The 25013-nt window shown below is 48.4% G+C and carries 25 protein-coding genes and 1 pseudogene; 9 read left to right on the top strand and 17 right to left on the bottom strand.

Annotated features, from left to right (window positions below):
- Positions 1-4: 4 nt before the first annotated feature.
- The 5 genes from JGC47_RS03935 to JGC47_RS03915 are packed head-to-tail and all read right to left on the bottom strand — an operon-like array spanning position 5 to position 6271.
- Complete coding sequence (locus tag JGC47_RS03935) at positions 5-412, bottom strand: InvB/SpaK family type III secretion system chaperone (protein ID WP_004155875.1); 408 nt, start codon at positions 410-412, stop codon at positions 5-7.
- 1 nt (position 413) lies between these two features.
- A complete protein-coding gene (locus tag JGC47_RS03930; RefSeq protein WP_004155873.1) occupies positions 414-2477 on the bottom strand; it encodes an EscV/YscV/HrcV family type III secretion system export apparatus protein in 2064 nt (687 codons plus the stop codon).
- A 47-nt stretch (positions 2478-2524) separates the two neighbouring features.
- The gene (gene sctW, locus JGC47_RS03925; RefSeq protein WP_004155871.1) at positions 2525-3637 is read right to left on the bottom strand and encodes a type III secretion system gatekeeper subunit SctW; all 1113 of its coding nucleotides are present in this window, start codon (positions 3635-3637) and stop codon (positions 2525-2527) included.
- A gap of 14 nt (positions 3638-3651) precedes the next feature.
- Complete coding sequence (gene sctC, locus JGC47_RS03920) at positions 3652-5421, bottom strand: type III secretion system outer membrane ring subunit SctC (protein ID WP_004155864.1); 1770 nt, start codon at positions 5419-5421, stop codon at positions 3652-3654.
- Positions 5393-6271: a helix-turn-helix domain-containing protein gene (locus tag JGC47_RS03915; protein WP_004155861.1), complete on the bottom strand. Its 879-nt coding sequence runs from the start codon at positions 6269-6271 to the stop codon at positions 5393-5395. Before JGC47_RS03915 ends, sctC begins: the two co-directional genes overlap by 29 nt.
- 455 nt (positions 6272-6726) lie before the next feature.
- Between JGC47_RS03915 and JGC47_RS03910 the strand changes: the two genes are divergently transcribed.
- The 8 genes from JGC47_RS03910 to JGC47_RS17535 all read left to right on the top strand — a co-directional run bounded on the left by JGC47_RS03910 (position 6727) and on the right by JGC47_RS17535 (position 11537).
- Entirely contained in the window at positions 6727-7992 is a 1266-nt protein-coding gene (locus tag JGC47_RS03910; RefSeq protein WP_004155859.1) for a PrgH/EprH family type III secretion apparatus protein, read from the top strand.
- A gap of 2 nt (positions 7993-7994) precedes the next feature.
- Positions 7995-8264, top strand: a complete 270-nt coding sequence (locus JGC47_RS03905) for a type III secretion system needle complex protein (protein WP_004155857.1) — start codon at positions 7995-7997, stop codon at positions 8262-8264.
- 47 nt (positions 8265-8311) lie between these two features.
- Entirely contained in the window at positions 8312-8635 is a 324-nt protein-coding gene (sctI, locus tag JGC47_RS03900) for a type III secretion system inner rod subunit SctI (protein WP_004155856.1), read from the top strand.
- Positions 8635-9402 carry a type III secretion system inner membrane ring lipoprotein SctJ gene (gene sctJ / locus JGC47_RS03895; RefSeq protein WP_004155855.1) on the top strand — a complete coding sequence of 256 codons (768 nt, stop codon included), beginning with the start codon at positions 8635-8637 and terminating at the stop codon, positions 9400-9402. The genes sctI and sctJ overlap by 1 nt, the downstream gene beginning before the upstream one ends.
- On the top strand, positions 9392-9946 hold the full coding sequence (locus JGC47_RS03890) for a type III secretion system protein (RefSeq protein WP_004155852.1): 555 nt from the start codon (positions 9392-9394) through the stop codon (positions 9944-9946). The genes sctJ and JGC47_RS03890 overlap by 11 nt, the downstream gene beginning before the upstream one ends.
- Complete coding sequence (locus tag JGC47_RS03885; protein ID WP_013036193.1) at positions 9927-10574, top strand: hypothetical protein; 648 nt, start codon at positions 9927-9929, stop codon at positions 10572-10574. Before JGC47_RS03890 ends, JGC47_RS03885 begins: the two co-directional genes overlap by 20 nt.
- Before the next feature lie 25 nt (positions 10575-10599).
- Positions 10600-10968 carry a hypothetical protein gene (locus tag JGC47_RS03880; protein WP_004155851.1) on the top strand — a complete coding sequence of 123 codons (369 nt, stop codon included), beginning with the start codon at positions 10600-10602 and terminating at the stop codon, positions 10966-10968.
- A gap of 275 nt (positions 10969-11243) precedes the next feature.
- Positions 11244-11537, top strand: a complete 294-nt coding sequence (locus JGC47_RS17535; RefSeq protein WP_241097893.1) for a lytic transglycosylase domain-containing protein — start codon at positions 11244-11246, stop codon at positions 11535-11537.
- Between the two features lie 347 nt (positions 11538-11884).
- Here JGC47_RS17535 and JGC47_RS03870 read toward each other — a convergent pair.
- A pseudogene (locus tag JGC47_RS03870) lies at positions 11885-12757 on the bottom strand (integrase); the annotation flags it as partial.
- Positions 12758-12915: 158 nt separating this feature from the next.
- Between JGC47_RS03870 and mutS the strand changes: the two are divergent.
- On the top strand, positions 12916-15477 hold the full coding sequence (mutS, locus tag JGC47_RS03865; protein ID WP_004155848.1) for a DNA mismatch repair protein MutS: 2562 nt from the start codon (positions 12916-12918) through the stop codon (positions 15475-15477).
- 256 nt (positions 15478-15733) lie between these two features.
- On the opposite strand, the gene rpoS is transcribed toward mutS, so the two are convergent.
- The 11 genes from rpoS to cysN all read right to left on the bottom strand — a co-directional run bounded on the left by rpoS (position 15734) and on the right by cysN (position 25013).
- A complete protein-coding gene (gene rpoS / locus JGC47_RS03860; protein ID WP_004155838.1) occupies positions 15734-16726 on the bottom strand; it encodes an RNA polymerase sigma factor RpoS in 993 nt (330 codons plus the stop codon).
- 50 nt (positions 16727-16776) lie between these two features.
- On the bottom strand, positions 16777-17910 hold the full coding sequence (gene nlpD, locus JGC47_RS03855) for a murein hydrolase activator NlpD (protein ID WP_004155837.1): 1134 nt from the start codon (positions 17908-17910) through the stop codon (positions 16777-16779).
- A 149-nt stretch (positions 17911-18059) separates the two neighbouring features.
- Positions 18060-18686 (bottom strand): protein-L-isoaspartate(D-aspartate) O-methyltransferase, encoded by a 627-nt coding sequence (locus JGC47_RS03850; RefSeq protein WP_004155836.1) that lies wholly within the window; start codon positions 18684-18686, stop codon positions 18060-18062.
- On the bottom strand, positions 18680-19441 hold the full coding sequence (gene surE, locus JGC47_RS03845) for a 5'/3'-nucleotidase SurE (protein WP_004155835.1): 762 nt from the start codon (positions 19439-19441) through the stop codon (positions 18680-18682). Before surE ends, JGC47_RS03850 begins: the two co-directional genes overlap by 7 nt.
- A 362-nt stretch (positions 19442-19803) precedes the next feature.
- On the bottom strand, positions 19804-20853 hold the full coding sequence (truD, locus tag JGC47_RS03840) for a tRNA pseudouridine(13) synthase TruD (RefSeq protein WP_004155834.1): 1050 nt from the start codon (positions 20851-20853) through the stop codon (positions 19804-19806).
- A gap of 3 nt (positions 20854-20856) precedes the next feature.
- A complete protein-coding gene (gene ispF, locus JGC47_RS03835) occupies positions 20857-21330 on the bottom strand; it encodes a 2-C-methyl-D-erythritol 2,4-cyclodiphosphate synthase (protein WP_004155832.1) in 474 nt (157 codons plus the stop codon).
- Between the two features lie 13 nt (positions 21331-21343).
- A complete protein-coding gene (ispD, locus tag JGC47_RS03830) occupies positions 21344-22048 on the bottom strand; it encodes a 2-C-methyl-D-erythritol 4-phosphate cytidylyltransferase (RefSeq protein WP_004155828.1) in 705 nt (234 codons plus the stop codon).
- An 8-nt stretch (positions 22049-22056) separates the two neighbouring features.
- Positions 22057-22371, bottom strand: coding sequence for a cell division protein FtsB (gene ftsB / locus JGC47_RS03825; protein WP_004155825.1), 315 nt, complete (start codon positions 22369-22371; stop codon positions 22057-22059).
- Positions 22372-22564: 193 nt separating this feature from the next.
- A complete protein-coding gene (locus JGC47_RS03820) occupies positions 22565-22888 on the bottom strand; it encodes a DUF3561 family protein (protein ID WP_004155824.1) in 324 nt (107 codons plus the stop codon).
- A gap of 87 nt (positions 22889-22975) precedes the next feature.
- Positions 22976-23581, bottom strand: a complete 606-nt coding sequence (gene cysC, locus JGC47_RS03815) for an adenylyl-sulfate kinase (protein ID WP_013036196.1) — start codon at positions 23579-23581, stop codon at positions 22976-22978.
- Position 23582: 1 nt separating this feature from the next.
- Positions 23583-25013 carry a sulfate adenylyltransferase subunit CysN gene (gene cysN, locus JGC47_RS03810; RefSeq protein ID WP_004155821.1) on the bottom strand — a complete coding sequence of 477 codons (1431 nt, stop codon included), beginning with the start codon at positions 25011-25013 and terminating at the stop codon, positions 23583-23585.

The raw sequence follows: 25013 nt of genomic DNA, 5'->3' as shown, positions 1-25013 counted from the left end.
TTAATTAAGCCAGAACTGTGCGATATTCCTGTAAGATAGTCAGGTAATGATCCAGCACCGTCAAAAAGGCTCCAGATGATTCCAAGTTTCTTTCTCTTATTTGTGCGCGCAACTCAAGATTTCCATCAACAGGATATAAGCAAGGTTGACCAGCGTAGAAGATATCTTCGTTATAATTAAGCATCACGGGAAACAGATTGACGCTACAGTAACTCAATGCTGAGAGATTGTAGTCACAGAGTTTCGCCCATACCCATACCTCATCATTTTCATTTTTGATATGAATAGGAGGGATCTCGTCTTTCATATTCAGAGTAATAGTAGAGTGGTTACTCAAATCCTGTTCCATAACCTCTGAAATTCCAGCATCATTGAGAATACTTGATAATAAATTGACCAAATCATATTTCATTTTACACCTGATTATTTTCTAAAGAGCCTATAACATCCACTTCTACACCGGTAGAAATCTCACCGTAAGAAAGCACTTCCATCTCAGGGTTATTTCCCTCGGTAATTTTCTTAACGAAACGCCTGATATCCATTGACACCATCAAGATGATATCCCGAGCATTAACACCATTGAGTTGAAGAACTTCTTCCAGACATTTATTTACACTTTCAATTTGCGGTGGTGGTAAATTTATAAAAGTACCCGATGAGGTTTGCCTTAGCGCACCGCGAATCATATTTTCCATATCATGTGACATAACCAACGTTCTTATACGTCCACGAAAAGCAAAGCGGTTAGAGATGTACCGGGCCAAAACCCCTCTGACGTGCTCGACTAACATAATCGGATCTTTCTCTTTTGGAGCCCATTGCACCAACGCTTCCAGAATTAGTCGCATATTTCTGATTGAGATACGTTCCTGAAGGAGCCTCTGAAAGACTTCCGTAATACGTTGGACGGTGTTATTACGGTAGCATTCCTTAAGAAGATCGGGATATTTCTTTTCAAGGTCATCAAGCAGCGTTTTGGTCTCCTGAATACCAAAAAATTCTGAGATATTATGAACAAGCAAAGTAGAAACACATGCGTAAAACTCATCTATCGCGTTTCTTGTATGATACCCCAGCTGGATGGCTTTCTCATTCCGTTCCTCAGGTAGCCAATAGACGTTTCCCTGTGGGGATGCAATCGTCTGAACGCTGGCATCAATCACCTGAAGTTCCTCACCCTGCATTAATACCTTACACATGCCCGGAAATATATTGTAAGATGCCACCTGTATTTCATTAATGGCTACCGTCAGAATGCCGCGCGGGGCGCTCTCTTCATAATTCATTAAAACTTCCGGCAGGCGAACACCATATTCTACGAAGAAATTACGTTTAAATAACGATGTAAAATTATGTTCCTGGAAATATTGTTCATATCCTTTCCAGGCGGTGATGATAAGCGGGATAGTTTCTGGAATGTACTCACCATCAATAATAACTGGCTTGCTCTTCAGCACCGGCTGATCATCATCTTGAAGATTTTCTTCTCCCGCTTTAACAATTTTATTCTTCTCATCAAATTTGTGTTTTACGAACATTCCCAAAAGGGGGATTGCCAATAAGATGAATACGGGCAAAGGAAAACCAGGCAGCAGCCCTAGTGCAATAGCGAGAAAAGCTGTGATTAGCAGAATAGACTTGTTAGAAAGCATATCCTGCAGGATTTTTGATCCCAGATTATTGTTATCACTGTTATTCACACGGGTAACAATCAGGCCGCCACTGATTGAGATCAGTAATGCCGGTATCTGAGCTACCAGAGCATCACCGATGGTTAGCAACGTAAAGACCGACATAGCATGAGATACATCCATGCCTTGCTGGAAAACCCCGACTGAGATCCCACCCAGAAAGTTGACGAAGATGATAATTATCCCAGCGATGGCATCACCTTTGATAAACTTCATCGCACCATCCAGCGCACCGTAAAGCTGGCTTTCGGCTTCCAGGTCACTTCGACGCCGCTTCACTTCTTTTTCATTAATCACGCCGGCTTTAAGATCAGCATCAATACTCATCTGCTTACCGGGCATAGCATCCAGAGAGAAACGAGCGGCAACTTCTGCAATACGTTCAGATCCTTTGGTAATCACGATAAACTGAACAACCGTGACGATGAAGAAAATAACGAAGCCCACAACCATATTATCAGCGATAACGAACTCACCAAAGCTGGTAATAATTTCTCCGGCATCGGCATCAGTAAGTACCAGTCTGCTGGTGCTGATAGAAATGGCCAGTCTGAAAATCGTACTAATCAGGAGAATTGACGGAAACGTCGAATAATCAAGAACGCGATTAATATAAAATGAGCCAAGGAAAATCAATAACGCCATGGTCAAATTAAGACCAATCAGAAAATCGACAATATAGGTCGGCAACGGAATAATAAGCATGACTACTATCATGATCATTATCACCAGGATAATTAATTCAGGCCTGGATCGAATTTGTGAAATGAAATTTGTTAGCATTTTATCAACACATTTAAACTAATGAATTCTAATGGCATCATCTGCCGCTATTTATAATATTCTTTCCAGATCCCGGACTTTTTCTCTTTCTCATGAATTGAGAGCAAGGTTGAAGACATAAAATCCAGCACGATATTTCGATAATTAGCATCAGCATATAAGAAGACTGGTGTCTCGTTAAACATATTTCTTAATACCTGAAGCACCTCTGCGCGCTGCCTTATAAGTAAGTTTGACATAAAGTCATCACTAAAAGCCTGCAAAACAGTTTTAAAGTTATCGAAATCAATCAGGGCGGTCATATATAGCTTTATAATACGTTCTTCATCGAGTATCAGTTGTTGCTTTTTCATCTGTTCTTTGAATGAAAATTCGGCAAATTTTTCCAGCAGTGACTGGTCAAGGGTGTTCAGGACGCGCGCATCAGATAACTTGTCACTCAGAGGCCCGAACTCGGCAACATGTATACCTGGCTCATTCGCTTTCATATCCGCAACTAAAGCTGCCATTGTAAATGCCAACAAACGTGTACGATTGTCACAGCCATACTCATCAATCCAGTCCTGATAAATAAAACCTGTAGGAATGTCTTGTTCAAGAAAGCGTAAATAGCTATTACGAAAATTCTTAGCCGAAAGTTTTTTATCACTCTTACTTTGTCTAAATCTCTTTGCAAGGCGTCCAATATTCATCCCCGACTGCATCTTCTGACGATCGGCAAACTTTTCTAAATCGGCGATAGCTTCTTTAATTTTCTTTTTCTGCAACTCAGTAAGCCGACGACCGAGTAATTCTCTTAGTGCAAGCATCAAGTCACTGTCATCGGGAAAGAGACTACGAGCAAAACTCAGTAGATTAGAAAGATCGCGCAGCTTTCCCACCTGCTTGACCAGCGTATTTAATTTCTCATCTGCCTGATCTTCGAGTATAGAAGAAGCAAAGTCATTATCTGCACTGTCATTCTTACGGCCCGTTCTGCTAAATCGACCAAAGGCACTAAGAATATCGGCCATTTCTTCAGCCGCATTACTTAGCTCTTCTTGCAAATCGACATGGTGAATATCTTCAGCGACATCTCCATCCCTGTGAGGGGCACGACTTTCCGTCCTCGCGTAATCAAAGCGACTAACATTAACTGAACCTATTTGACCTGAAGCCATGGCATTCTCTGCTCTTATTGTTTCATCGTTTCACGCAACATATGCACGGTCGATTTCAACGTAACTTCATCACCATCTAAAGTGCGCCCAAGAACCGGGTTGTTATCATTATGACCTGACCACGTTTCTCCATTTACCATTAGTCGGGGCTGAATAAGAAATAACCGAACCATCTTTTTATGACTGACATAACTGTAGTCGAACAATCTCCCCATATAAGGAATATCGCGTAAAAGAGGAATGCCTAAACTGTGTTGCTCATCCTGGTTCCGGCTATAACCACCCACTAACAAGCTATAGCCAACCGGTACTCTTGCTTCAGTACTGATTTGCGTATTACTTACCACCGGTAGACTATCAACAGTTTCTGTCGCGCCGTTTAGATTAAGGGGCAATCCACCATCCTGAATATTCAGGATCATCTCAATCTCATGCTGATACTGGTCGAGACGTGGAAGCACGCTAATCATGGTACCGTAAGTGATCTTTTCCAATGAACTGGTGCGTTCTCCAATCATTTTAGCGTAAAAACTACTATTATTATCGAACAGCGCCGGAACATTTTCTTGCGTAAGAATTTCTGGACGAGAAACGACATGGGCATTACCCTTCTGAGCAAGTGCCGATACATCAGCCAGGAAGTGAATACTATTTGCCTGAGTAAGCGAGCTGGTGTTAAAAGTGATGCCGCCATTGCCAACTTTTGCGCTCCCCTGCCAGCGTACGCCAAGCTCATTAATATCATCTTTAGAAACATCGATTATCCATAACGAGAGTTGAATCTGTTGTTTAGGAATATCGATGGCACTCACCAAATCTTCAACAAAGCTGACCTGACGTGCCGATCCTTGAACCAGCAGGCTATTGGTATCAGTATAGGCTACGATGTTGACAGAATTCTGCTCAATGGCTGCAATATCATTATTACCTCCAGACTCGGCCTGTGAAGTTGCGGCAAAAATGGGTAAAGGGCGAAAATTCCCATCCTGATTAGCTGATGCTGCTTGGAGTGCCTGTTGGGTACTGTTATCAACCGTTATCTGTGCTGCAGTGGTATTCCTGCCAGAATTAGCCTGCTTATTGTTTAATAACTGGTTAAGCACCGTGGCGACACCGGGTATGGTGACAGGAGCATCGCGCTGTAAATAAGTACGATCGTTGACAAAACTGTTTTTTAGTTTAATCACACGGATGGTACTTTCGCCAGTCCCCGGTTTGGCATAAGTTGCATCAATATATTTTGCTGCCGCGCTAATTAATTCTACATATACCGGCGGACCGGAAATATAAAAGGCGCCCGCACTACCATCAGAACGCAGTGGAAAACGCGGATCATAAAGCCCCGAAGACTTTAAATATGCAAGCAGACGGTCAAACGGAGCATAGGAAAGTCTGACCATGCTGCTTTTTATTTCGCTGGCATCATAGATGTAAATTGAACTACCGTCATCGTACCAGATAAGCCCTGTGCGCGTGGCTAACGTCGACAATAACTCTTGTGGTTTACTCAGATCGAAATTACCCGAAACTCGCTTTTTCGCTGCTTCGCCGCTGACGATAACAGGCTTGTTTATTGCCCCGCCGAGAACATAGAAGAGTTGCTGCACACTATTGTTGCTTGCAACGTAGGTATTCTCTGTATCGTCAGCGTTATCAGCACGTTGGTAAGCACCGCCTCGAACAACATTATCGCTGAGCATTGCCGCTGAACTGCTGATACAAAAAAGCGTACCAAGCAGAGCCACCAGGCTGAAACTAATTTTTACCACTACGTGCCTCTTCATCAAGAAAACCTTCTATTTTTTTAAATTCCCGTGGAGTAATACCAAAGAGTGATTTCAGTTCACTTGCAAAATGAGAAGAAGAAGCATAGCCGTTCATATCGGCTACTACTGCAATCGGCTTATCGTTCTCTATTAACTGTAAAGCACTGTGCGCGGCCCGCCACATGCAAAGTTGTTTTTTAGGACCGCGGGAAAATACATGATGGCAAAGCTTCCTGAACTGGGATTCAGACACGCCATATGCCTTGCAAACGTTGTAAACATTAAGATTATTATCTTCAGACCTGCCACTCATAGCCTGAGACAACAGAAAGTACGCTAACCAATAGCTTTCGAGTTTACGGATAAACGGAGCGATGCTTTCAAGATTTTGTTCACGCCGATTTAATACTGCACTGGTAAGAACATTCATGAATCTTTTATGACATCCTTCAGTCAGTGATATATTCAAGAAGTTGTTATCGAATAACGTCAGGGAGTCTTCGTTGACAGACTCCTTCTTGAAGAAATAATCAGCACTTCCGAAGTGATAATCCATAAAAGACAAAAGAGTAGCCACCTTTTGAATAGGTAATATTTCGATATCCCATGGACCGACAACATCTAATTTTAAAATTTTTAGTGATGCGATCAGTACGGATTGTTTTAGAACGGGTAGATCATAAATATTACCGTCAGCTACCTGAAACCTCAGCATGGAATCCTTTGCAAGAGGATTGGCAAATACCAGATTGTGATTAATCTCAAGCATGTCGTCTATAACAACTGTGTCCTTACTTGAAAGACTATCGGCATCAACTTTCAAGCCAGGCCGATAGTGTGCTATACGGCTATCTAACACCCACTTCATAATAAATTAGCACCCGCAGCTCTGAAAAAAAGTTAAGTCGATTATGTAACACTGCAAACTCGTATATTACACCATTAAATATACCAGAAAAATTTTGATGATCAATAGAAACAACAACCTCATTTAATAGAAAAAAAACAATAAAAATATAATAAAAAAATAATAAAAAAATAATAAAAATATAATAAATTTTCGTAGCTTCGCTGACCGAAAAAAAATATAATTTTCTCCACAAAATAAACCCTTTATTATGATGTTATTAATCAAAACAATACCAACCAATGACATGCTTATATATGTAAGTAGGACTGAATGCACTCTTATCCAAGTAGAATTATTTAATATACGCTGTGAGTTTTTTGTGGGATTCGGGTGTTCGCAATGGTCATATACAGTCACCGTATAACTCAATCAACAGTTCCGTTTACTGGTTTACATGCCAATGGTCCTTTTTTATGAACACCAAGCTTGAAGAAATGTCGTCTACTGCTATAACTGATAGCAGGCAGCCAAATTACACATTAAAAATACTGTTTGGTCCAATGTTTGGCTGCGAGCTGCACCTGCCTGCTGACGATTATTTTCTTATCATCAATCCGGCGTATGCACTTCACGATAAAACAGCACCGTTAGAATCTTCTCATGAGCATGCAGCTCATTACACGCGGAACACTCTTTATGTTCCAGGCGATGCGGAATCTCCTAATGTCACCTTATTCCTGTCTGGCTATGCAGATAACGACGGGGTGAGTGGCTTTCGTACTGAGATAAACGACGAGTCAGGAAGTTATGAATCGACGATTTATGAGAATCAAGTGTTCACTCTTGGACCTGTCCGCTTCGCCTTAAAGCGCTGTGCGGACGAATGGTCAGATGAAATAAGGCAATTCAATCAATCTACCGCTTCAAACATTGAACACACTGATAAACAGTTCGCTGGTTCTGACAAGAAAAAGAAGATTCTGACTATTTTTTTAACAACTACTTTGTTGCTAGTACTGTTGGTACTTGCATCGCTGATTGGGTTAAACAAATTTGAGTCAAAGCAACGAGTGTTAACGCTCAGTGAAGCTCTCGCCGGATCACCCTCTCCTCTCTATATTGTCAAAGCCCGGGATAACCAGAATATCTATGTCCTGGCGCATCATTTTCAGGAGATGGAATGGGCGAAAGAAGCACTCTTAAAGCTGAAAGAAAATCCGGATGTCATTCCTCTTTGGCTGAAAGAGCAGAAACTCACTGTTGTGACCCAGTTGCAACATTCAGGTTATCCGGTATTGCAGATTGATTACGGCTCCCCTCAACATCCTGTGCTTGCGGTATACCGTCAGCTAACAACAGCTGAGGTTGCAGGTTTAAAGGCGGCAGCATTACGGCATATCCCGTTTGCACTGGACGTCAGTGTGAAAGTCAGAACTAAGAACCAACTGCTTCAGGAAGCCCGCCAGGGACTCGATCGGCTGCATATTCCATATCGGCAAATTGCCACTTCTACCGGCTATGGACTAATTACTCGGGATGCACTCAACGACAGTGCACTTAGCAACCTGAAATATTTTATTCAAGAATTCAATCATCAATGGGGTAACAGTATCATTAGTTTTTCAATCAACCTCGATGACAACTGGTTACAAGATAAGTCTTATGTAGATTCATCTGACGGCTACCTGTTTATGAATCCACGTCACTGGTATTTTCCAATCAAAAAAGGAAGTTTATAATTATGGCTAACATTGAAAATAAAACCACTGCCTTATCTGATAACGGCTACTTTTTAGACGAAGTTTCACAGAAATTTGAGGCTGGCGCTGCAAATATGATAACAGAGCTAACTAAAGCTGAAGAGGCTCTTGAAAAAGATCCCTCTAACCCGGCAGTGCTGGCTAGCTATCAAGCGAAATTACAAGAATACACGCTGTTTCGAAACGCTCAAACCAGTACGGTTAAAGCCTACAAAGATATTGGTGCTGCTATTATCCAAAACTTCCGCTAACTTTATGGTACGGGACTCCGTACCTTTTAAACCAGGATCAATAATTTATGGGTCATACTATAGAAGCGCTGTCAACCTTCACCAAATTGTCACCTGATGACTCAGGGCCTGATGATAATGCTTCGCTAACCGTACAGGACCAGACTTTTAATAATCTGGTATCCAATACCTTCAATAAAATTAGTGAAACCGATCTTGAATTTAAGAATATGATTAACACATTGAGTCAGTCTCCAGAGTTTACCAGCGACCCGCAGAAATTATTAATGCTACAAAATTATATTGGTGAATACAGTAATTATGTATCCCTTGTCAGTACTCTGGCACGCAAAGGAATCGGTACAATAGAAACTCTGGTTAAATCACAATAATGATAAAATACTCTTTTCGGTCTATTGTTATTCTACTGACTGCCGCCCTGACCTCTGGCTGCAATGATGAAAAATTACTTGATAACCTGACTCAGTCACAAGCTAATCATGTCGTTGCCATCTTGCAGCAGCATAATATTTCCGCACATAAAAATGGCAATCTGAAAGCCGGCTATGTAATAACCGTTGGGCAGTCCGAAAATACAGCTGCACTTTCCATTATCAATCAGTACCAGCTGCCTTGGTCTGCGGATGTTCAAATCGGCGAAGCTTTCCCAAGTGGGTCTTTGGTCGCCTCACCGAATGCGGAACAGGCCAGGGTACTTTCGTTACAGGAACAAAGACTGGAACAATCACTAAGGATCATTGCTCAGGTCGTGAATGCTCGTGTACATTTAAGCTATCCTTCCTTCAACAATGACATCAGCGCAAAAAAATCCGTAGGTCATGTCGGTGTACTTATCTCATATAAGGGAGAAATCGATGAGACCATGTTTATACCTCAGATTAAATCACTCATAAAAAACAGTCTGGATGATGTGCTTTATGAAAATATTTCTGTTGTACTTTTCCCGGCCCCCATTATCCAGTATTCAACCCCGTTGAAGGCTCCCACCAACATTGCCAGTAAATGGTTAATTATGCTTGCGCTAACCTTATTCTTAGCGGTAGCAACGGGAGGATATTTGTTTTATCAGTACATTTCTCGTCCGGTTAAACAAAAATCACCTTCCCCCAAAAAAGAAGAGGGGTTAAATGAAGCATGATGCTGAACATGTAATGCAGATAATGTATTACCCCTCAGACTATACCGATCCCAGCCATTTACCCGACAGTTTAGCGCAGGGTGAAGTGTTTAATGATGTACTGATAAATTACTGGTTACTTTCGCATTTTCAACTTGATAATGAAAATAAATATTGGCAGCCAACTGACATCAACTCTTCGCTGATCGTTGCACATTGGCACCAGTTGCCTCGCATCGCTCATCTGCTTGGTGGTTATTTATTACGTAACCGGTTACCGGGTTATGGGGCAGCACTTATTTGCGACCCACAACTGCTGGCTTTTATTTCCCTACCGCTTATTCATCATGTCACTATCGATGAAGCGGAGCGAAGAGTTGATACTCTGGCCTGGGGAGCCGCCTTTATACTTAGTATGGCGTCTTCTTTGCTCCCCGCTTTGAAGCAACGCATTTTATTAGGCTTCCCTGCCGGAATTGATTTGCCCGAACTCCACGTTAAAGCGACACCTAATCATATTAATTTATTCAAAATGGCAATCACTTATGCGAATAATTACCAGTGACGAATTACCCAGGGATTTTAACAAACAAACCTTGATAAAATCTAACGAACGCAACCGCCATCGTAGTATGGCCACTGCCCTTGAGAAAACGTTGAATCGTTGCAGCGAAATTTATAGTGAATATGAGTTACATACCGTTGAGCTCAGAGAAAACTGCGCAAAAGAAGGCTTTACAACAGGATTTAAACTTTTTTTTTCTCAATTAACGGCGATGCTCGACAACTATGAAAGACTTCAGGAAGCCCGAATCCAGTCGTTTCGTGATAATTTGCATAATGCGCTCAAATCGTCACTGCAGGACACGGTAATCGTCGAGCGAATTATTCACCATCTTCAGGGTGAATGTGGCCACCAGAAACCACTTAAGATCATTATACCCAAATCAGTACAACTGCAAGACAACACGGATACTTCTAATTATCTGTTCTGTGAGGATAACCATATTACCGTACAGAATGACGTAGATTCGATACGCTTTCCCAGTGATTCATTATGTCAACAATGGCTGTCTGCTGCCGAAGATCAAATCGTGTCATCTAATAAGGAAATAGAAAGTTTAATTCCAGATCTACTTAGTGATATCATCATACAGCTAACAGAGTTAAGCGAGAAAAAAGTTAGTATATAAAATACACTTATTAAGGAAACGGTAAATGACCAGTTTTTTGAAAAACCTCTCTGCATACCAATGTGATATCAATAGCCATAATGCAACGAGTGAATTAAGCTTCGACGATCGGGTTCTGCAGTTCATCCGCGATACTAAACCGGAAGGGACACTTGCTGAACTTATCAATAAAATCCAGTCACTCGATACCGATCATAAATATTCATCACAACAGTTAATTAATGCCTTGCTTTACACTGACAGCACACTGCGAGGCGATCCAAACTTTCAGGATTACACGACAGAAACACTCGACAGAAATACCAGTCAAATGCTCGGGGTTAATATGCTGATCAACAACATGATGAATCGTGCTTTTTTATCTCCAGATGATAAAGAAAGTGATTACTCTTGAACCACAGCCCCCTTTATTTATCTCCCGTAAATTCCCTGTCCCGGATGCAAACCGGTAACTACTCTTATGTTCACGAAAATGAATGTTGTTTTTATTTCCATCCTGTTGACCCTGTTCTCTCCATTCGCATCATCTCAGCAGGGAGACTGCATTGATGAGGCAGCGTTATGCTTTCAAATAAATCCCCTGTTGATTAAAGCTATCATCTGGCAAGAATCAAAAATCAACAAAACGCTATCACCAGGAATAAAAACAACACGGTTGACGTTGGTGTTATGCAGGTCAATAGTATCCATTTCAACACTCTGAAAGGGATGGGGATCACCGAGCAGGCGCTACGTGAAAACAGTTGCGCAAATGTTTTTTCAGGAACGTGGATACTCCGCCAGGTTATCGATCGTCATGGCTATACCTGGGATGGTATAGGAAGGTATCACTCAAGCACCCCCGTTTATCATGATAAATACGTCAAAAATATCGTATCTATTATTGCCTACAAGTCTCATAAAATTGAAAAGCTGATAATCGCCCGTCAGAATGGTATTCGTGATAAATTCTCATGCAAATAAAATGAATCATTATTCTGCTGGTAAAAGACGTATTCTTCTTATTCGCTAATCGTACGCCAGTCATCTCACTGCTTTTGGTCTTTTAAAGGGTCACTGCTGGTAAAATTTATTCGTAAAGAATAAAAGAGAAAAATTAAACAGCGGGGGCAGTTTTGTCGCCCGTGCTTAAATATTTCAAGCCCTTTAATCGCTAAAAAACACCATGAACTGATGATCAGAACAGCTGGCTGGATAAGTAAAGATTATTAAACATCACTTTAACGCGTGATGACCTGAGCGTCTTTCGCCTAATCAGCCACATATATATGTATTATGTCACTGTAGTGGCATAGTGAATTTGGCCACCTGAGCAGAAGGTAATCACAGCCAAGACGGTTGAAGCTTCTCTTGTTATGTAATGCTGTTAAAAATCGGCCAAGAGTATCTTTTGGAGAAAGTGGATTTCTAACACCTTTTGCACGATAACTATCCTCAAGCTCTGATCGAGTCCTGAACTTTTTTTGCACTTTTAGGATGTTAAAAGGATTGTAAGACAGAGTAGGTGGCCTTTGTTGGGTTTGAGCATTCCCAGCTTCGATTTCGATTGCATGTTTCACTGCCACATTTATCCATCGAAACGTCTGTTCTGCTGCTGTCCTGGCTCTGCTGGCAATTTCATCGAACTTACGAAGGATTTCATTACCAGTGAGATCCTTTACTCGTAAAGCTTCCCACTCTTTCAGGCGATTTTCTGCTTTGTCCAACACTGACAGTGTGTTTGGTTTGGCTGGTTTAGACCTGCCAAGAAGATGTTGACGATATTGAGCAAACACTTCACTGATAGTGAGTTCAGAAGCCTCTGTTTCTCGTTTAATCCTATTCGGATTTCTTTTGGTGACGATCATGGTCTGAACCAATTGCCTAGCAGCTTCACGAGCTTGATCGATACTCGGAAAATCAGAAACATTCCCTACTTTCACTTTTAAGACCGAACTCGGTTTCTTACCTTCTTTCACACCACGAGTACCAGAAGACACTCTTCTCTGGATTACATAGGTTTTTTTCGTCAAACTTACCTTTACACCAAAACCTACCGGCGAATCACGGTGATCGTCAAAAACGATGTATGGTTTCTGTTGTGGGTTAGGTTCGAAAACAACTTTCCCAGAGCTATTGAGTTCTGGCTTAACATGGATACTTAACTTGTTGATAATGAAAGACTGGCTGAGAGTTGTTTTCAAAGTATCACCACTGTTTGTAGCCCGAGAATGATTAGAAGGTAACCTATTACGTTTTAGGCTACAAGTGAGCTACAAATTTATGGGTTTATGTGCGTTTAAAGGGATTTACCTGGGGCCACATGAGCACTCGAAAGACTTAAAAAACGAGTAAAATCAATATGAATGAGTCTATTGACAAGGATCTATCAGTCCACACACCGATGATGCAGCAGTATCTACGCCTCAAGGCGGAACATCCCGAAATCCTGCTATTTTACCGCATGGGTGACTTCTACGAGCTGTTTTATGATGATGCTAAACGCGCCTCACAGCTGCTGGAAATCTCCTTAACCAGGCGTGGATCATCGGCCGGGGACCCGATTCCGATGGCGGGAGTACCCTATCATGCGGTGGAGAACTACCTGGCAAAGCTGGTGCAGCTCGGTGAATCGGTCGCTATCTGTGAACAGATTGGTGACCCGGCTGCAAGTAAAGGTCCGGTCGAGCGCAAAGTGGTACGTATCGTGACCCCTGGCACCATCAGCGATGAAGCATTACTCAATGAACGTCAGGATAACCTGTTGGCTGCCATCTGGCACAGCCCGCGCGGCTTTGGCTATGCCACGCTGGATATCAGCTCCGGCCGTTTCCGCCTGGCTGAGCCAGCTGACCTGGAAACGATGGCTGCCGAACTGCAGCGCACCAACCCGGCCGAACTGCTGTACCCGGAAGACTTTGCCGCCATGGCGCTGATTGAGAACCGTCGTGGTCTGCGCCGCCGTCCACTGTGGGAATATGAGCTTGATACCGCACGTCAGCAGCTCAACCTTCAGTTCGCCACGCGCGACCTCGGTGGCTTCGGTGTTGAGCAGGCGCATCTTGCCCTGCGTGCCGCCGGCTGCCTGCTACAGTACGTTAAAGATACCCAGCGCACCTCGCTACCGCATATCCGATCGCTGACCATGGAGCGCCAGCAGGACGGCATCATTATGGATGCCGCGACCCGTCGCAATCTTGAGATCACGCAAAACCTCGCCGGAGGAAGCGAAAATACCCTGGCTTCGGTGCTGGACAAAACCGTGACGGCAATGGGCAGCCGTATGCTTAAGCGCTGGCTGAATATGCCGTTACGCAATACGCAGACGATTACCCTGCGCCAGCAAAGCATCCGCGCCCTGCAGGATTTAAGTGATAACCTGTCCCCCCTTTTGCGCCAGGTCGGCGATCTTGAGCGCATCCTGGCACGTCTGGCGTTACGCACTGCGCGTCCGCGCGATCTGGCTCGTATGCGCCATGCCTTCCAGCAGCTTCCGCTGCTGAATAGCGAGCTGCTCAACAGTGATATTGCGCACCTGCAAACTCTGCGTAGTCAGATGGGGGAGTTCACCGAGCTGCGCGAACTGCTGGATCGCGCCATCGTTGAAACGCCGCCGGTGCTGGTTCGTGACGGTGGGGTGATCGCCCCGGGCTATAACCAGGAGCTGGACGAATGGCGGGCGCTGGCCGACGGAGCTACCGACTATCTTGAGCGTCTGGAGATCCGCGAACGGGAAAAGCTGGGGCTGGATACGCTGAAAGTTGGCTTTAACGGGGTACACGGCTATTACATTCAGGTCAGCCGGGCGCAGAGCAATCTGGTGCCGATCCACTACGTGCGCCGCCAGACGCTGAAAAACGCCGAACGCTATATCATCCCTGAGCTAAAAGAATATGAAGACAAGGTACTGACTTCAAAAGGCAAAGCGCTTTCGCTGGAAAAAGCCCTCTATGATCAGCTGTTTGATATGCTGCTACCGCATCTTGAAGCGTTACAGGACAGCGCCTCTGCCCTGGCAGAGCTGGACGTATTGAGTAATCTCGCCGAGCGCGCCTTGACGCTGAATTACCACTGTCCCACGTTGAGCGACACCCCCGGCATTCAGCTTACCGGTGGCCGTCATCCGGTGGTCGAGCAGGTGTTGAAAGAACCCTTTATCGCCAATCCTCTTTCGCTTTCGCCACAGCGCCGTATGCTGGTGGTCACCGGCCCGAATATGGGCGGAAAAAGTACCTATATGCGTCAGGCCGCTCTGATTACCCTGATGGCTTATATTGGTAGCTTCGTCCCCGCAGATCAGGCGGTCATTGGCCCGATCGATCGTATTTTTACCCGCGTAGGCGCAGCGGACGATCTTGCTTCCGGCCGTTCCACTTTTATGGTGGAAATGACCGAAACCGCCAATATCCTGCATAACGCCAGCGAGTACAGCCTGGTGCTGATGGATGAAATTGGTCGAGGTACCTCAACCTATGACGGACTGTCACTGGCGTGGGCCTGCGCCGAAAGCCTTGCCAACCGCATCAAAGCCTTGACGCTGTTTGCCACACACTATTTTGAACTGACCACCCTGCCAGAACAAATCGATGGTGTGGCGAATGTGCATCTGGATGCGGTCGAGCATGGCGATACTATCGCCTTTATGCACAGCGTGCAGGAGGGGGCTGCCAGTAAGAGTTATGGCCTGGCCGTAGCCGCACTGGCCGGGGTTCCCAAAGACGTTATCAAGCGGGCTCGCCAGAAGCTGAAGCAGCTGGAAGCACTGTCCGGTAGTGCTGCCAGTACCAAAGCCAATGGATCTCAACTGCCGCTGCTGGTTGAGGAAACATCACCAGCGTTAGAGGCGTTAGAAGCGCTTGATCCGGACTCTTTGTCACCGCGTCAGGCGCTGGAATGGATTTACCGATTGAAGTCGCTGGTTTAAATCATACGATTCGGTTAAGCAACGGGCGACCGAAAAGGTTGCCTGCTGAACTGCCTGTGATGACAGGCCGGTAGCGGATAAGCGACTTCGCCGTGTCACATCGGGTTATTCCCACTGCGAATGAACACAGTTGGCAAAAAGCACGCTGTCGCTACCGACAAAAGGCAATAAAAAAAGCGGTGACGTTTTGAAGCGTCACCGCCTTAAGCATTACTGAAAATCAGACTGTTATTCTTTCACACTGTTCTTCGCGCTATCATTCACGGAAGAGTGCTTCAATACTCAATCCCTGCCCCTGCAGTATTTCACGCAGACGACGCAGTCCTTCAACCTGAATCTGACGAACACGCTCACGGGTCAAACCAATTTCACGGCCTACATCTTCCAGCGTGGCCGCTTCATAGCCTAACAGGCCAAAACGGCGAGCCAGTACTTCACGCTGCTTGGCGTTGAGTTCAAACAGCCACTTAACGATGCTTTGTTTCATATCATCGTCTTGGGTGGTATCTTCCGGGCCGTTGTCTTTTTCATCGGCCAGAATATCCAGCAACGCTTTTTCAGAATCCCCGCCCAGTGGCGTATCAACTGAGGTAATGCGTTCGTTGAGGCGCAGCATCCGGCTCACGTCATCAACAGGCTTATCTAACTTTTCCGCAATCTCTTCCGCACTTGGCTCATGATCGAGCTTATGTGAGAGTTCTCGCGCGGTGCGCAGATAAACATTCAGTTCTTTCACAATGTGGATCGGCAGACGAATGGTACGGGTTTGATTCATGATTGCCCGTTCAATCGTCTGACGGATCCACCAGGTGGCGTAAGTAGAAAAACGGAACCCTCTTTCCGGATCAAATTTCTCTACCGCACGGATCAGTCCAAGGTTACCTTCTTCAATCAGGTCCAGCAGAGCCAGACCGCGATTGCTGTAACGTCGGGCAATCTTGACCACCAGGCGTAAGTTACTTTCGATCATCCGACGACGTGAAGGCACATCACCACGGAGTGCACGACGGGCAAAAAAGACTTCTTCCTCAGCCGTGAGCAGTGGAGAGTAACCAATCTCTCCCAAGTAGAGCTGGGTTGCATCCAGCACGCGCTGTGTTGCACCCTGAGATAACAAATCTTCTTCAGCTAACTCGTTATCACCAGGTTCATTTCCGACAAGAGCCTTCTCATCAAAAACCTCTGCTCCGTTTTCGTCGAATTCCGCGTCTTCATTTAACTCGTTAACTTTCAGCGTATTCTGGCTCATAAGCGGCTCCTACCCGTGATCCCAAGGCAGAACCGCAAGGTTCTGCCGGATTATCGTTGCGGCAAATAACGCAACGGGTTTACGGATTTCCCCTTGTAACGAATTTCAAAGTGTAATCTAACAGAACTCGTGCCAGTACTACCCATCGTGGCAATCTTTTGACCCGCTTTCACTTCTTGTTGTTCACGGACCAGCATCGTATCATTGTGGGCATAAGCACTCAGATAGTCATCATTATGCTTGATGATAATCAAATTACCGTAACCGCGTAGCGCGTTACCGGCGTATACCACCCGCCCGGAAGCAGTGGAAACAACGGGTTGGCCATGCGATCCTGCGATATCGATACCTTTATTGCCACCTTCGGAAGCAGAGAAGTTATCAATAATCTTACCGTCGGTTGGCCAACGCCAGCTTCCCACTTCAGTGGAGCTGTCCGTTGTACTGCTGACGGTCGGAACGGCAACCGGAACTGTCGTCGTTGCAACAGTTTTACCGGATGAAGGCAGCATTTTGCCCTCACTTGTTGTATCTGAGTCTTCAGAATACGTAATTACAGGTTGGTGTGCAACCGTTGCCGTTTTCATCTGCGTGCCGGCAGGAGACGTTGTTACGCCAGCTGCAGTAGCGTCAGCGGCCGTGACTGCATTGCCACCCGTAATGGGGGTACCCGTACCGTTGGCGACCTGCAACTGCTGTCCCACGTTGAGGCTGTAGGGCGCGGCGACATTATTACGTTGTGCCAGATCGCGAAAATCATTGCCGGTAATCCAGGCAATATAAAATAAAGTATCGCCGCGTTTGACCGTATAAGTGTCACCACCGTAGCTACCTTTCGGAATATTCTCATAACTACGGTTATAAACTATACGACCATTCTCATTGACCATATTTTGCGGCTGGCTGGGCGCGGGAACATTCATTCCGCTGTTCGACACGGGTGGCCGGGCCGGGCGAACAAGATTGCCTGTGCTGCCGCCCCCGGCACTGCTGACGGGAATGGCATCCCCTGCAGAAGCCGGATTGCCCGTAGACGCAGAATTGCCGCTCATCATGCCGGATTCATTTCCGCCAACCGAGCTGATAGGGGCTTGTGTATCGTCGCTGCTGGAACAGCCTGCCAGCCAAAATCCTACCAGTGAAATGGCCGCTATACGGCGCAACTTAAAAACCGGGCTTCCCATGCTCATTGACTCCCCCATTACGGCAATACTTTTATAAATAATGATCAACTTTATTGCAGCGCTAAAACTGTGCAACAGAACCAGATACTAGCAATATCAATGACCGCGTGCCATGAAACAGTTGTGTACAAATATCCTCGCCGTGACGTTCAGGCAAGGTCGCCTTTCACCAGTGGCACAAAACGCACCGGCTCAATGACATCGACAATAAACTCATCGCCTTTGCGGCGAATACGTTTCAGCACCTGGTTTTCTTCCCCGACAGGCAATACCATAACCCCACCATCAACAAGCTGCGACATCAGCGCATGCGGTATTTCCGGCGGGGCAGCCGTCACTATAATCGCGTCAAATGGCCCGCGTGAGGGCCAGCCCAGCCAGCCATCGCCATGTCGGGTAGAAACATTATGCAGATCCAGCTGTTTCAGACGGCGTTTAGCCTGCCACTGCAGTCCTTTGATGCGTTCTACCGAACAAACATGCCCCGCCAGATGCGCAAGGATTGCCGTCTGGTAGCCTGAGCCGGTGCCGATTTCCAACACGCGCGATGCCGGGGTCAGCGCCAGCAACGAAGTCATTTTGGCCACCATGTAAGGCTGGGAAATCGTTTGTCCGCAGCCAATCGGCAACGCGGTATTTTCCCAGGCTTTGTGTTCGAAGGCTTCATCAATGAAGCGCGCACGCGGCACGTCACCGATAGCCAGCAACAGCCGCTCGTCATCAATGCCCTGTAAACGCAACTGCGCCAGCAGGCTTTCTATGCGCCCGCTCACCATTCCCTGGTGACCCCTGCACTTTCCAGCCACGAGGAGACAACCTGCTGCGCCGCATGGGCAGTAAGATCGACATGCAGCGCCGTCACTGACACATAGCCTTCATCAACCGCGGCGAAGTCAGTATCAGGCCCGGCATCAAGCTTTTCACCGGGAGGGCCGATCCAGTACAGCGTATTACCGCGCGGATCCTGCTGTGCGATAGCCTGACTGCTGGGATGACGGCTGCCGCAACGAGTGACGCGGATCCCTTTAATCTGATCCAGCGGCAGATCCGGTACATTAATATTGAGGATGCGGCCGGTACGTAATGGTTCACGTAATAACGCTTTAAGGATTGAGCAGGTTACCAGGGCAGCAGTGTCATAGTGCTGGTAGCCGTTGAGTGAGACCGCCAGCGCCGGCAGGCCAAGATGCCGCCCTTCCATTGCCGCCGCAACGGTTCCGGAATAGATGACATCGTCGCCAAGATTAGGGCCGGCGTTAATGCCAGAGACCACAATATCCGGCTTCGGGCGCATCAGAGTATTGACGCCGAGATAAACACAGTCAGTCGGCGTGCCCATTTGTACCGCAATATCCCCGTTGGGGTAATGAAAGGTGCGCAGAGGCGTCTCCAGCGTCAGTGAGTTTGACGCTCCGCTTCGATTGCGATCAGGGGCGACAAGCTGCACCTCAGCAAATTCACGCAGCGCCTTTGCCAGCGTCTGAATGCCCGGAGCATGGATACCGTCGTCGTTACTCAGCAATATGCGCATCTGATACCTGACTTATTGAATTTAATGAACCACAGCAGGAGCCAGAGTGGATTTTATCCTGAAGCTTTACCTGTTCGCACTATGCTGGCTTCCATCCACACCACTGTGTGAACTGATTGGCGTATTTTAGCCGGATTGCTTCGCTCGATGGTAGGTATAAATATCTGGTAAGTAGTAAGATGCCAGCAATGGCGGCTTATCTTACTATCGAATATGACAGCGGCGCAGGGAGCTGGCTTTTGCTGCGGTGATGCTAACGCGGGTGCTGTCAAACATCGTAGGAAAACAAAGGATCACCGCTAATATCGAGACGGAAATGTCAGCAAAGCCCGCTGCCTGAAACAGGCTTTGCCGGAGAACGGTTACTCGTCTGCTTCGGTGGAACTGCTCTGAGTGACCAACAGTTCTCTTACCAGGCTGGTGGCAAAGCTGCCGGCGGGCAGCCAGAAGTTCATCTCAAGCGTGGCGTCATCTGCCCAGCTCCAGATCAGATCGCGAGGTATCACCAGCATCGCACGGCGCGCTGTGTCGACCCGCTCACGCCCCATCAACGCGATAAGCGCGCCCTGATGCGCCAGGCTGTTTTGCTCAAAGGCCAGCGCTCCGTCACGCGAGCCCCATTCACCGCTGCCCGGCAGCGGCGCGGTGATACGCAGCTCATTGCTGTCCACGCGCTGTTGCAGACTGCCGAGTTCAGCGGCTTCTGCCACAAACCAGCTGCCGCGCCCGGTAAGCTGTAGCGCATCGCCGGCCAGTACCCGACTCAGGGATCCCTGCTGCGCCAGACGGTCACTCACGACCTGATTGAACATCGCGCTACGTGCGGCAGACAGAATAATACTGCGTTTACTGCGCTCGCGTACGCGAATTTCATCCGCCGCCCAGCGCTGTGCCAGCGTCAGATTATTGCCATCATGACCGAAGCGCTGGCTGCCAAAATAGTTTGGCACCCCGTTAGCGGCAATCTGCTGCAGGCGTTGTTCCACCGCCTCGCGGTCGGATATCTGACGCAGAACCAGCGTAAAGGCATTGCCCTGCAAGGCCCCGGTGCGCAGTTTGCGGCGATGTCGCGTGCTTTCCAGCACCTGTACGCCCTCCAGCTGAAAGGTGTTCATGTCCGGCGTGACTTTGCCCGGCAGACGCAGACAGAACCACTGCTCGCTGACGGCATGTCTGTCTTTCATGCCGGCAAAGCTAACCTCCCGCGGATGAATAGCAGCAAATTTCGCCAGCGCCTCGGCAACAAAACGCGTATTGCAGCCTTGTTTACGCACGCGCACCAGCAGCTGTTCGCCATCCCCATCCGGCGCGTAGCCGAGATCTTCAATCACCACGAAATCTTCGGGGCTACTTTTCAGCACGCCGCTGGCAGTGGGTTTGCCGTGCAGCCAGCCCTGACCGGATAAATCCATCAGTTACGCCTTAATCAATAACGCAACGGCTTCACAGGCAATGCCTTCGCCGCGCCCGGTGAAGCCGAGCTTTTCAGTGGTGGTCGCCTTCACGTTAACCTCGTCCATATGAATTCCCAGATCTTCAGCAATATTGATGCGCATCTGTGGCGCATGCGGCAACATTTTCGGTGCCTGGGCAATGATCGTCACATCAACGTTGCCGACGCGGTAGCCTTTCTGCGCGATCTGACGCAGCGCTTCGCGCAGCAGCTCGCGGCTGTCAGCACCTTTGTAAGCCTCATCGGTATCCGGGAACAGTTTGCCAATATCGCCTAACGCCGCCGCGCCAAGCAGCGCGTCAGTCAGTGCGTGCAGCGCCACGTCACCGTCTGAGTGAGCAAGTAAACCTTTCTCATAGGGAATTCGCACGCCACCAATAATCAGCGGGCCTTCGCCGCCGAAAGCATGTACATCAAAACCGTGACCAATACGCATTATGCGCTCCTGATTAACGATGTCTTTGGGTCAGATAAAATTGCGCCAGCGCCAGATCTTCCGGTCGCGTGACTTTCAGGTTATCGCTGCGTCCGGTGACCAGCTCAGGATGATAGCCGCAGTACTCCAGCGCCGAAGCCTCATCGGTAATGTTCGCGCCTTCACCGAGCGCGCGCAGCAGGCAGTCGCGCAACAGCCCGACCGGAAACAGCTGCGGCGTCAGCGCGTGCCACAGCGCTTCACGTTCAACGGTATGATCGATATCGCTGCGGCCGCTGATGGCGCGCTTCATGGTGTCGCGTACCGGCGCTGCCAGAATGCCGCCAACTTTACTGCTGGCAGTAAGAGCCAGCAGACGGCTCAGATCTTCGGGATGCAGGCAGGGGCGAGCGGCATCATGTACCAGCGCCCACTGGGCTGACGAAGCCGCCTGTAAACCTGCCAGCACCGAATCGGCACGCTGAAGGCCGCCCGTCACCGCAGAGACGCGCGCATCCCGGGCGATGGGCAGTTGATGAAAATGGCTATCTTGTGGACTGAGCGCCACTACCACCCGACTGACCGCCGGATGCGCCAGCAGCGCAGCCAGGCTGTGTTCCAGAATGGTTTTGCCGCAGATGGTAAGATACTGCTTCGGGCAGCCGGACAGCATACGGCTACCAATGCCCGCAGCGGGCACCACGGCAACCACGTTTGATAAAGAGATGAGATTATTCATGATGGCGATTACTGGCTGGCTACCCGTGTCTGCTGCGCGTTGCGTCTGTTTTGGTCCGGCACAAGGCGATAGAAAGTCTCGCCGGGTTTGATCATCCCCAGCTCGTTGCGTGCGCGCTCTTCAATGGCTTCCGAACCGCCATTTAAGTCGTCGATTTCAGCAAACAGCCGATCGTTACGCGCTTTAAGCCTGGCATTAGTGCCCTGCTGCGAAGCAACATCGTCATTAACACGCGTGTAGTCATGAATGCCGTTCTTGCCCAGCCAGAGCGAATATTGCAGCCAGCCGAGAAGCACAAGTAACAGCAGCGTAAGTTTTCCCATCCCCGCCCCCTGCGAAACGGCTCAATCATCCCATAACTTTTAGTGCGACTCCACTCTGAAGATTAAATTGAACGTTACTGAGCAAAAACGGCGTGAAAATGCGGTAAAAAGGAGCAGGATTTGGCTCGCGCTTTGAACGGCTGTGCAAAAATTTGTAACGCAGCGATGCGTTAGCACATCGGTGAGGACAGCGTTACCAGCTGGATAACAGACAAAATAACAGCCAGAACAGGGAGAGGGTTAACAGGGGGGTGACCAGCGCCGTCCAGATCACATGACCGCGCAGCAGCGCGCTGATGACAATGCCTGCCAGCACCGAAACCGGTAATAGCGCAAGAAAGAAAGGCCAGGTATAAAGAAAAAACAAGAAAAGAGTGCCTGAGCCGTACATCATTAACGGGATTGCCAACGCTATCCACCAGGCGACAAAGCCGGCCACGCCACCGGGAAGGGACCAGGAAGTTGCTTTTCGCTGGCGCTGGTTTTTACCTGCCTGAATGGAGGTTGCATTGTGCATAGATACCCCGTTGCATCTCAGGCGGGGCAGTTCAGCACTGCCGCGCCTGCTAACCACGCCCGCTGACGGGCAGTAGCCAAAGTTAGCTCAGGGTTTGATGATATCTTGCTGACGCAACAGATCTAATATTTGACGGGTCAAATGTGTTACCAATTGTTCACCATCAAGACGGATATCAGCCTGCAAGGGGGCCTGATATTCCGCATCAATGCCGGTGAAGTTGCGCAGCTCTCCCGCCCGTGCCTTTTTATAAAGCCCCTTCGGGTCGCGTGCTTCACAAATGGCCAGCGGCGTGTCAACGAACACCTCAATAAAGCGCCCATCGCCCAGCATATCGCGCACCATCTGGCGTTCAGCACGATGGGGGGAGATAAATGCGCTCAGTACCACCAGCCCGGCATCCGCCATCAGCCGCGCCACTTCGCCAACCCGGCGGATATTCTCTTTACGATCGTCATCGCTGAAGCCGAGATCCCGGCACAGGCCGTGGCGCACGTTATCGCCGTCAAGCAGATAGCTGCTGACGCCAAGCTGATGCAGTGCCTGCTCCAGCGCCCCGGCAACGGTGGACTTACCGGACCCGGACAGCCCGGTAAACCACAGCACCACGCCCTGATGGCCATGCAGCCGCTCACGCGCTTCCCGGGTGACCGGATGCGGATGCCACACTACGTTCTCATCATGTTGCGCCATACTATCTGCCGCCCAACAGATCGCGTGCATTCCAGTGCGGGAAGTGACGACGTACCAGCGCATTCAGCTCCAGTTCAAAAGCGCTGAAGTTGGTGCTGCCAACGGAGAGCTCTTCTGCCAGCGGCTGCCGGATCATTCCCGCTCCCACGGTGACGTTACTCAGGCGATCGATAAAGATCATGCCGCCGGTGACCGGGTTCTGCTGGTAGCTATCGAGCACCATTGGCTCATCAAAGATGATGTTGACCAGACCAATGGCGTTCAGCGGCAGTTCTGCGCTGGAATGCTGCGTCAGATTATTGATTTCCACCTGATGCGCTATTTTCTCTACGCGCGCGCGCGTTTTCTTGCCGGCGATTTTCACATCAAAACTCTGCCCGGCGAGCAGCGGTTGCTCAGACATCCATACCACATCCACCGCAGCGGCCCGTACCGGCGTCAGTTCTGCTTCGGCATCCACCAGCAGGTCGCCGCGGCTGATATCGATCTCATCTTTCAGCACCAGGGTGATGGCTTGCCCGGCGGCGGCCTGTTGCAGGTCGCCGTCAAAGGTGACAATGCGCGCCACGGCAGATTCAACGCCGGACGGCAGCACTTTCACCCGCTGCCCCACCTGCACGCGACCGGATGACAGCGTTCCCGCATAGCCACGGAAATCGAGGTTTGGGCGGTTGACATACTGCACCGGGAAGCGCATCGGCTGCTGTTCCACCACGCGCCGGACCTCGACGGTTTCCAGCACGTCCAGCAGCGTCGGGCCGCTGTACCAGCTCATCTGTTCGCTCGGCGCGGCCACGTTTTCGCCTTCCAGCGCCGACAGCGGCACAAAACGGATATCAAGATTGTCCGGCAGCTGCGTAGCGAAATTGAGATAATCCTGTTTTATCTGCTCGAAGGTCGCCTGGCTGTAGTTCACCAGATCCATTTTGTTGATCGCCACCACCAGATGTTTAATGCCCAGCAGCGTTGAGATAAAGCTGTGACGGCGGGTTTGATCGAGCACGCCTTTGCGCGCATCGATCAGCAGGATCGCCAGATCGCAGGTTGATGCGCCCGTCGCCATATTGCGCGTGTACTGCTCGTGCCCTGGCGTATCAGCGATAATAAATTTGCGCTTTTCAGTAGAGAAGTAGCGATAGGCCACGTCGATGGTGATGCCCTGTTCGCGCTCGGCCTGCAAACCGTCAACCAGCAGCGCCAGGTCCAGTTTTTCCCCCTGAGTACCGTGACGTTTGCTGTCGTTATGCAGCGATGACAGCTGGTCTTCGTAGATCTGCCGCGTGTCGTGCAGCAGTCGGCCAATCAGGGTACTTTTGCCGTCGTCGACGCTGCCACAGGTCAGAAAACGCAGCAGGCTTTTGTGCTGCTGCGCGTGCAGCCAGGCTTCCACCCCGCCCTGGTCGGCAATCTGTTGTGCAATAATGTGGTTCAT

The sequence above is a fragment of the Erwinia amylovora genome, assembly GCF_017161565.1.
In the GTDB taxonomy this organism is placed as follows: Bacteria; Pseudomonadota; Gammaproteobacteria; order Enterobacterales; family Enterobacteriaceae; genus Erwinia; species Erwinia amylovora.
This window is presented reverse-complemented; position numbering and strand designations above follow the sequence as displayed.

Coding starts and splice junctions, on each gene's coding strand:
- JGC47_RS03935 (WP_004155875.1), bottom strand. CDS start 412: ATGAAATATGATTTGGTCAATTTATTATCAAGTATTCTCAATGATGCT.
- JGC47_RS03930 (WP_004155873.1), bottom strand. CDS start 2,477: ATGCTAACAAATTTCATTTCACAAATTCGATCCAGGCCTGAATTAATT.
- sctW (WP_004155871.1), bottom strand. CDS start 3,637: ATGGCTTCAGGTCAAATAGGTTCAGTTAATGTTAGTCGCTTTGATTAC.
- sctC (WP_004155864.1), bottom strand. CDS start 5,421: ATGAAGAGGCACGTAGTGGTAAAAATTAGTTTCAGCCTGGTGGCTCTG.
- JGC47_RS03915 (WP_004155861.1), bottom strand. CDS start 6,271: ATGAAGTGGGTGTTAGATAGCCGTATAGCACACTATCGGCCTGGCTTG.
- JGC47_RS03910 (WP_004155859.1), top strand. CDS start 6,727: ATGAACACCAAGCTTGAAGAAATGTCGTCTACTGCTATAACTGATAGC.
- JGC47_RS03905 (WP_004155857.1), top strand. CDS start 7,995: ATGGCTAACATTGAAAATAAAACCACTGCCTTATCTGATAACGGCTAC.
- sctI (WP_004155856.1), top strand. CDS start 8,312: ATGGGTCATACTATAGAAGCGCTGTCAACCTTCACCAAATTGTCACCT.
- sctJ (WP_004155855.1), top strand. CDS start 8,635: ATGATAAAATACTCTTTTCGGTCTATTGTTATTCTACTGACTGCCGCC.
- JGC47_RS03890 (WP_004155852.1), top strand. CDS start 9,392: ATGAAGCATGATGCTGAACATGTAATGCAGATAATGTATTACCCCTCA.
- JGC47_RS03885 (WP_013036193.1), top strand. CDS start 9,927: ATGCGAATAATTACCAGTGACGAATTACCCAGGGATTTTAACAAACAA.
- JGC47_RS03880 (WP_004155851.1), top strand. CDS start 10,600: ATGACCAGTTTTTTGAAAAACCTCTCTGCATACCAATGTGATATCAAT.
- JGC47_RS17535 (WP_241097893.1), top strand. CDS start 11,244: ATGCAGGTCAATAGTATCCATTTCAACACTCTGAAAGGGATGGGGATC.
- mutS (WP_004155848.1), top strand. CDS start 12,916: ATGAATGAGTCTATTGACAAGGATCTATCAGTCCACACACCGATGATG.
- rpoS (WP_004155838.1), bottom strand. CDS start 16,726: ATGAGCCAGAATACGCTGAAAGTTAACGAGTTAAATGAAGACGCGGAA.
- nlpD (WP_004155837.1), bottom strand. CDS start 17,910: ATGGGAAGCCCGGTTTTTAAGTTGCGCCGTATAGCGGCCATTTCACTG.
- JGC47_RS03850 (WP_004155836.1), bottom strand. CDS start 18,686: ATGGTGAGCGGGCGCATAGAAAGCCTGCTGGCGCAGTTGCGTTTACAG.
- surE (WP_004155835.1), bottom strand. CDS start 19,441: ATGCGCATATTGCTGAGTAACGACGACGGTATCCATGCTCCGGGCATT.
- truD (WP_004155834.1), bottom strand. CDS start 20,853: ATGGATTTATCCGGTCAGGGCTGGCTGCACGGCAAACCCACTGCCAGC.
- ispF (WP_004155832.1), bottom strand. CDS start 21,330: ATGCGTATTGGTCACGGTTTTGATGTACATGCTTTCGGCGGCGAAGGC.
- ispD (WP_004155828.1), bottom strand. CDS start 22,048: ATGAATAATCTCATCTCTTTATCAAACGTGGTTGCCGTGGTGCCCGCT.
- ftsB (WP_004155825.1), bottom strand. CDS start 22,371: ATGGGAAAACTTACGCTGCTGTTACTTGTGCTTCTCGGCTGGCTGCAA.
- JGC47_RS03820 (WP_004155824.1), bottom strand. CDS start 22,888: ATGCACAATGCAACCTCCATTCAGGCAGGTAAAAACCAGCGCCAGCGA.
- cysC (WP_013036196.1), bottom strand. CDS start 23,581: ATGGCGCAACATGATGAGAACGTAGTGTGGCATCCGCATCCGGTCACC.
- cysN (WP_004155821.1), bottom strand. CDS start 25,013: ATGAACCACATTATTGCACAACAGATTGCCGACCAGGGCGGGGTGGAA.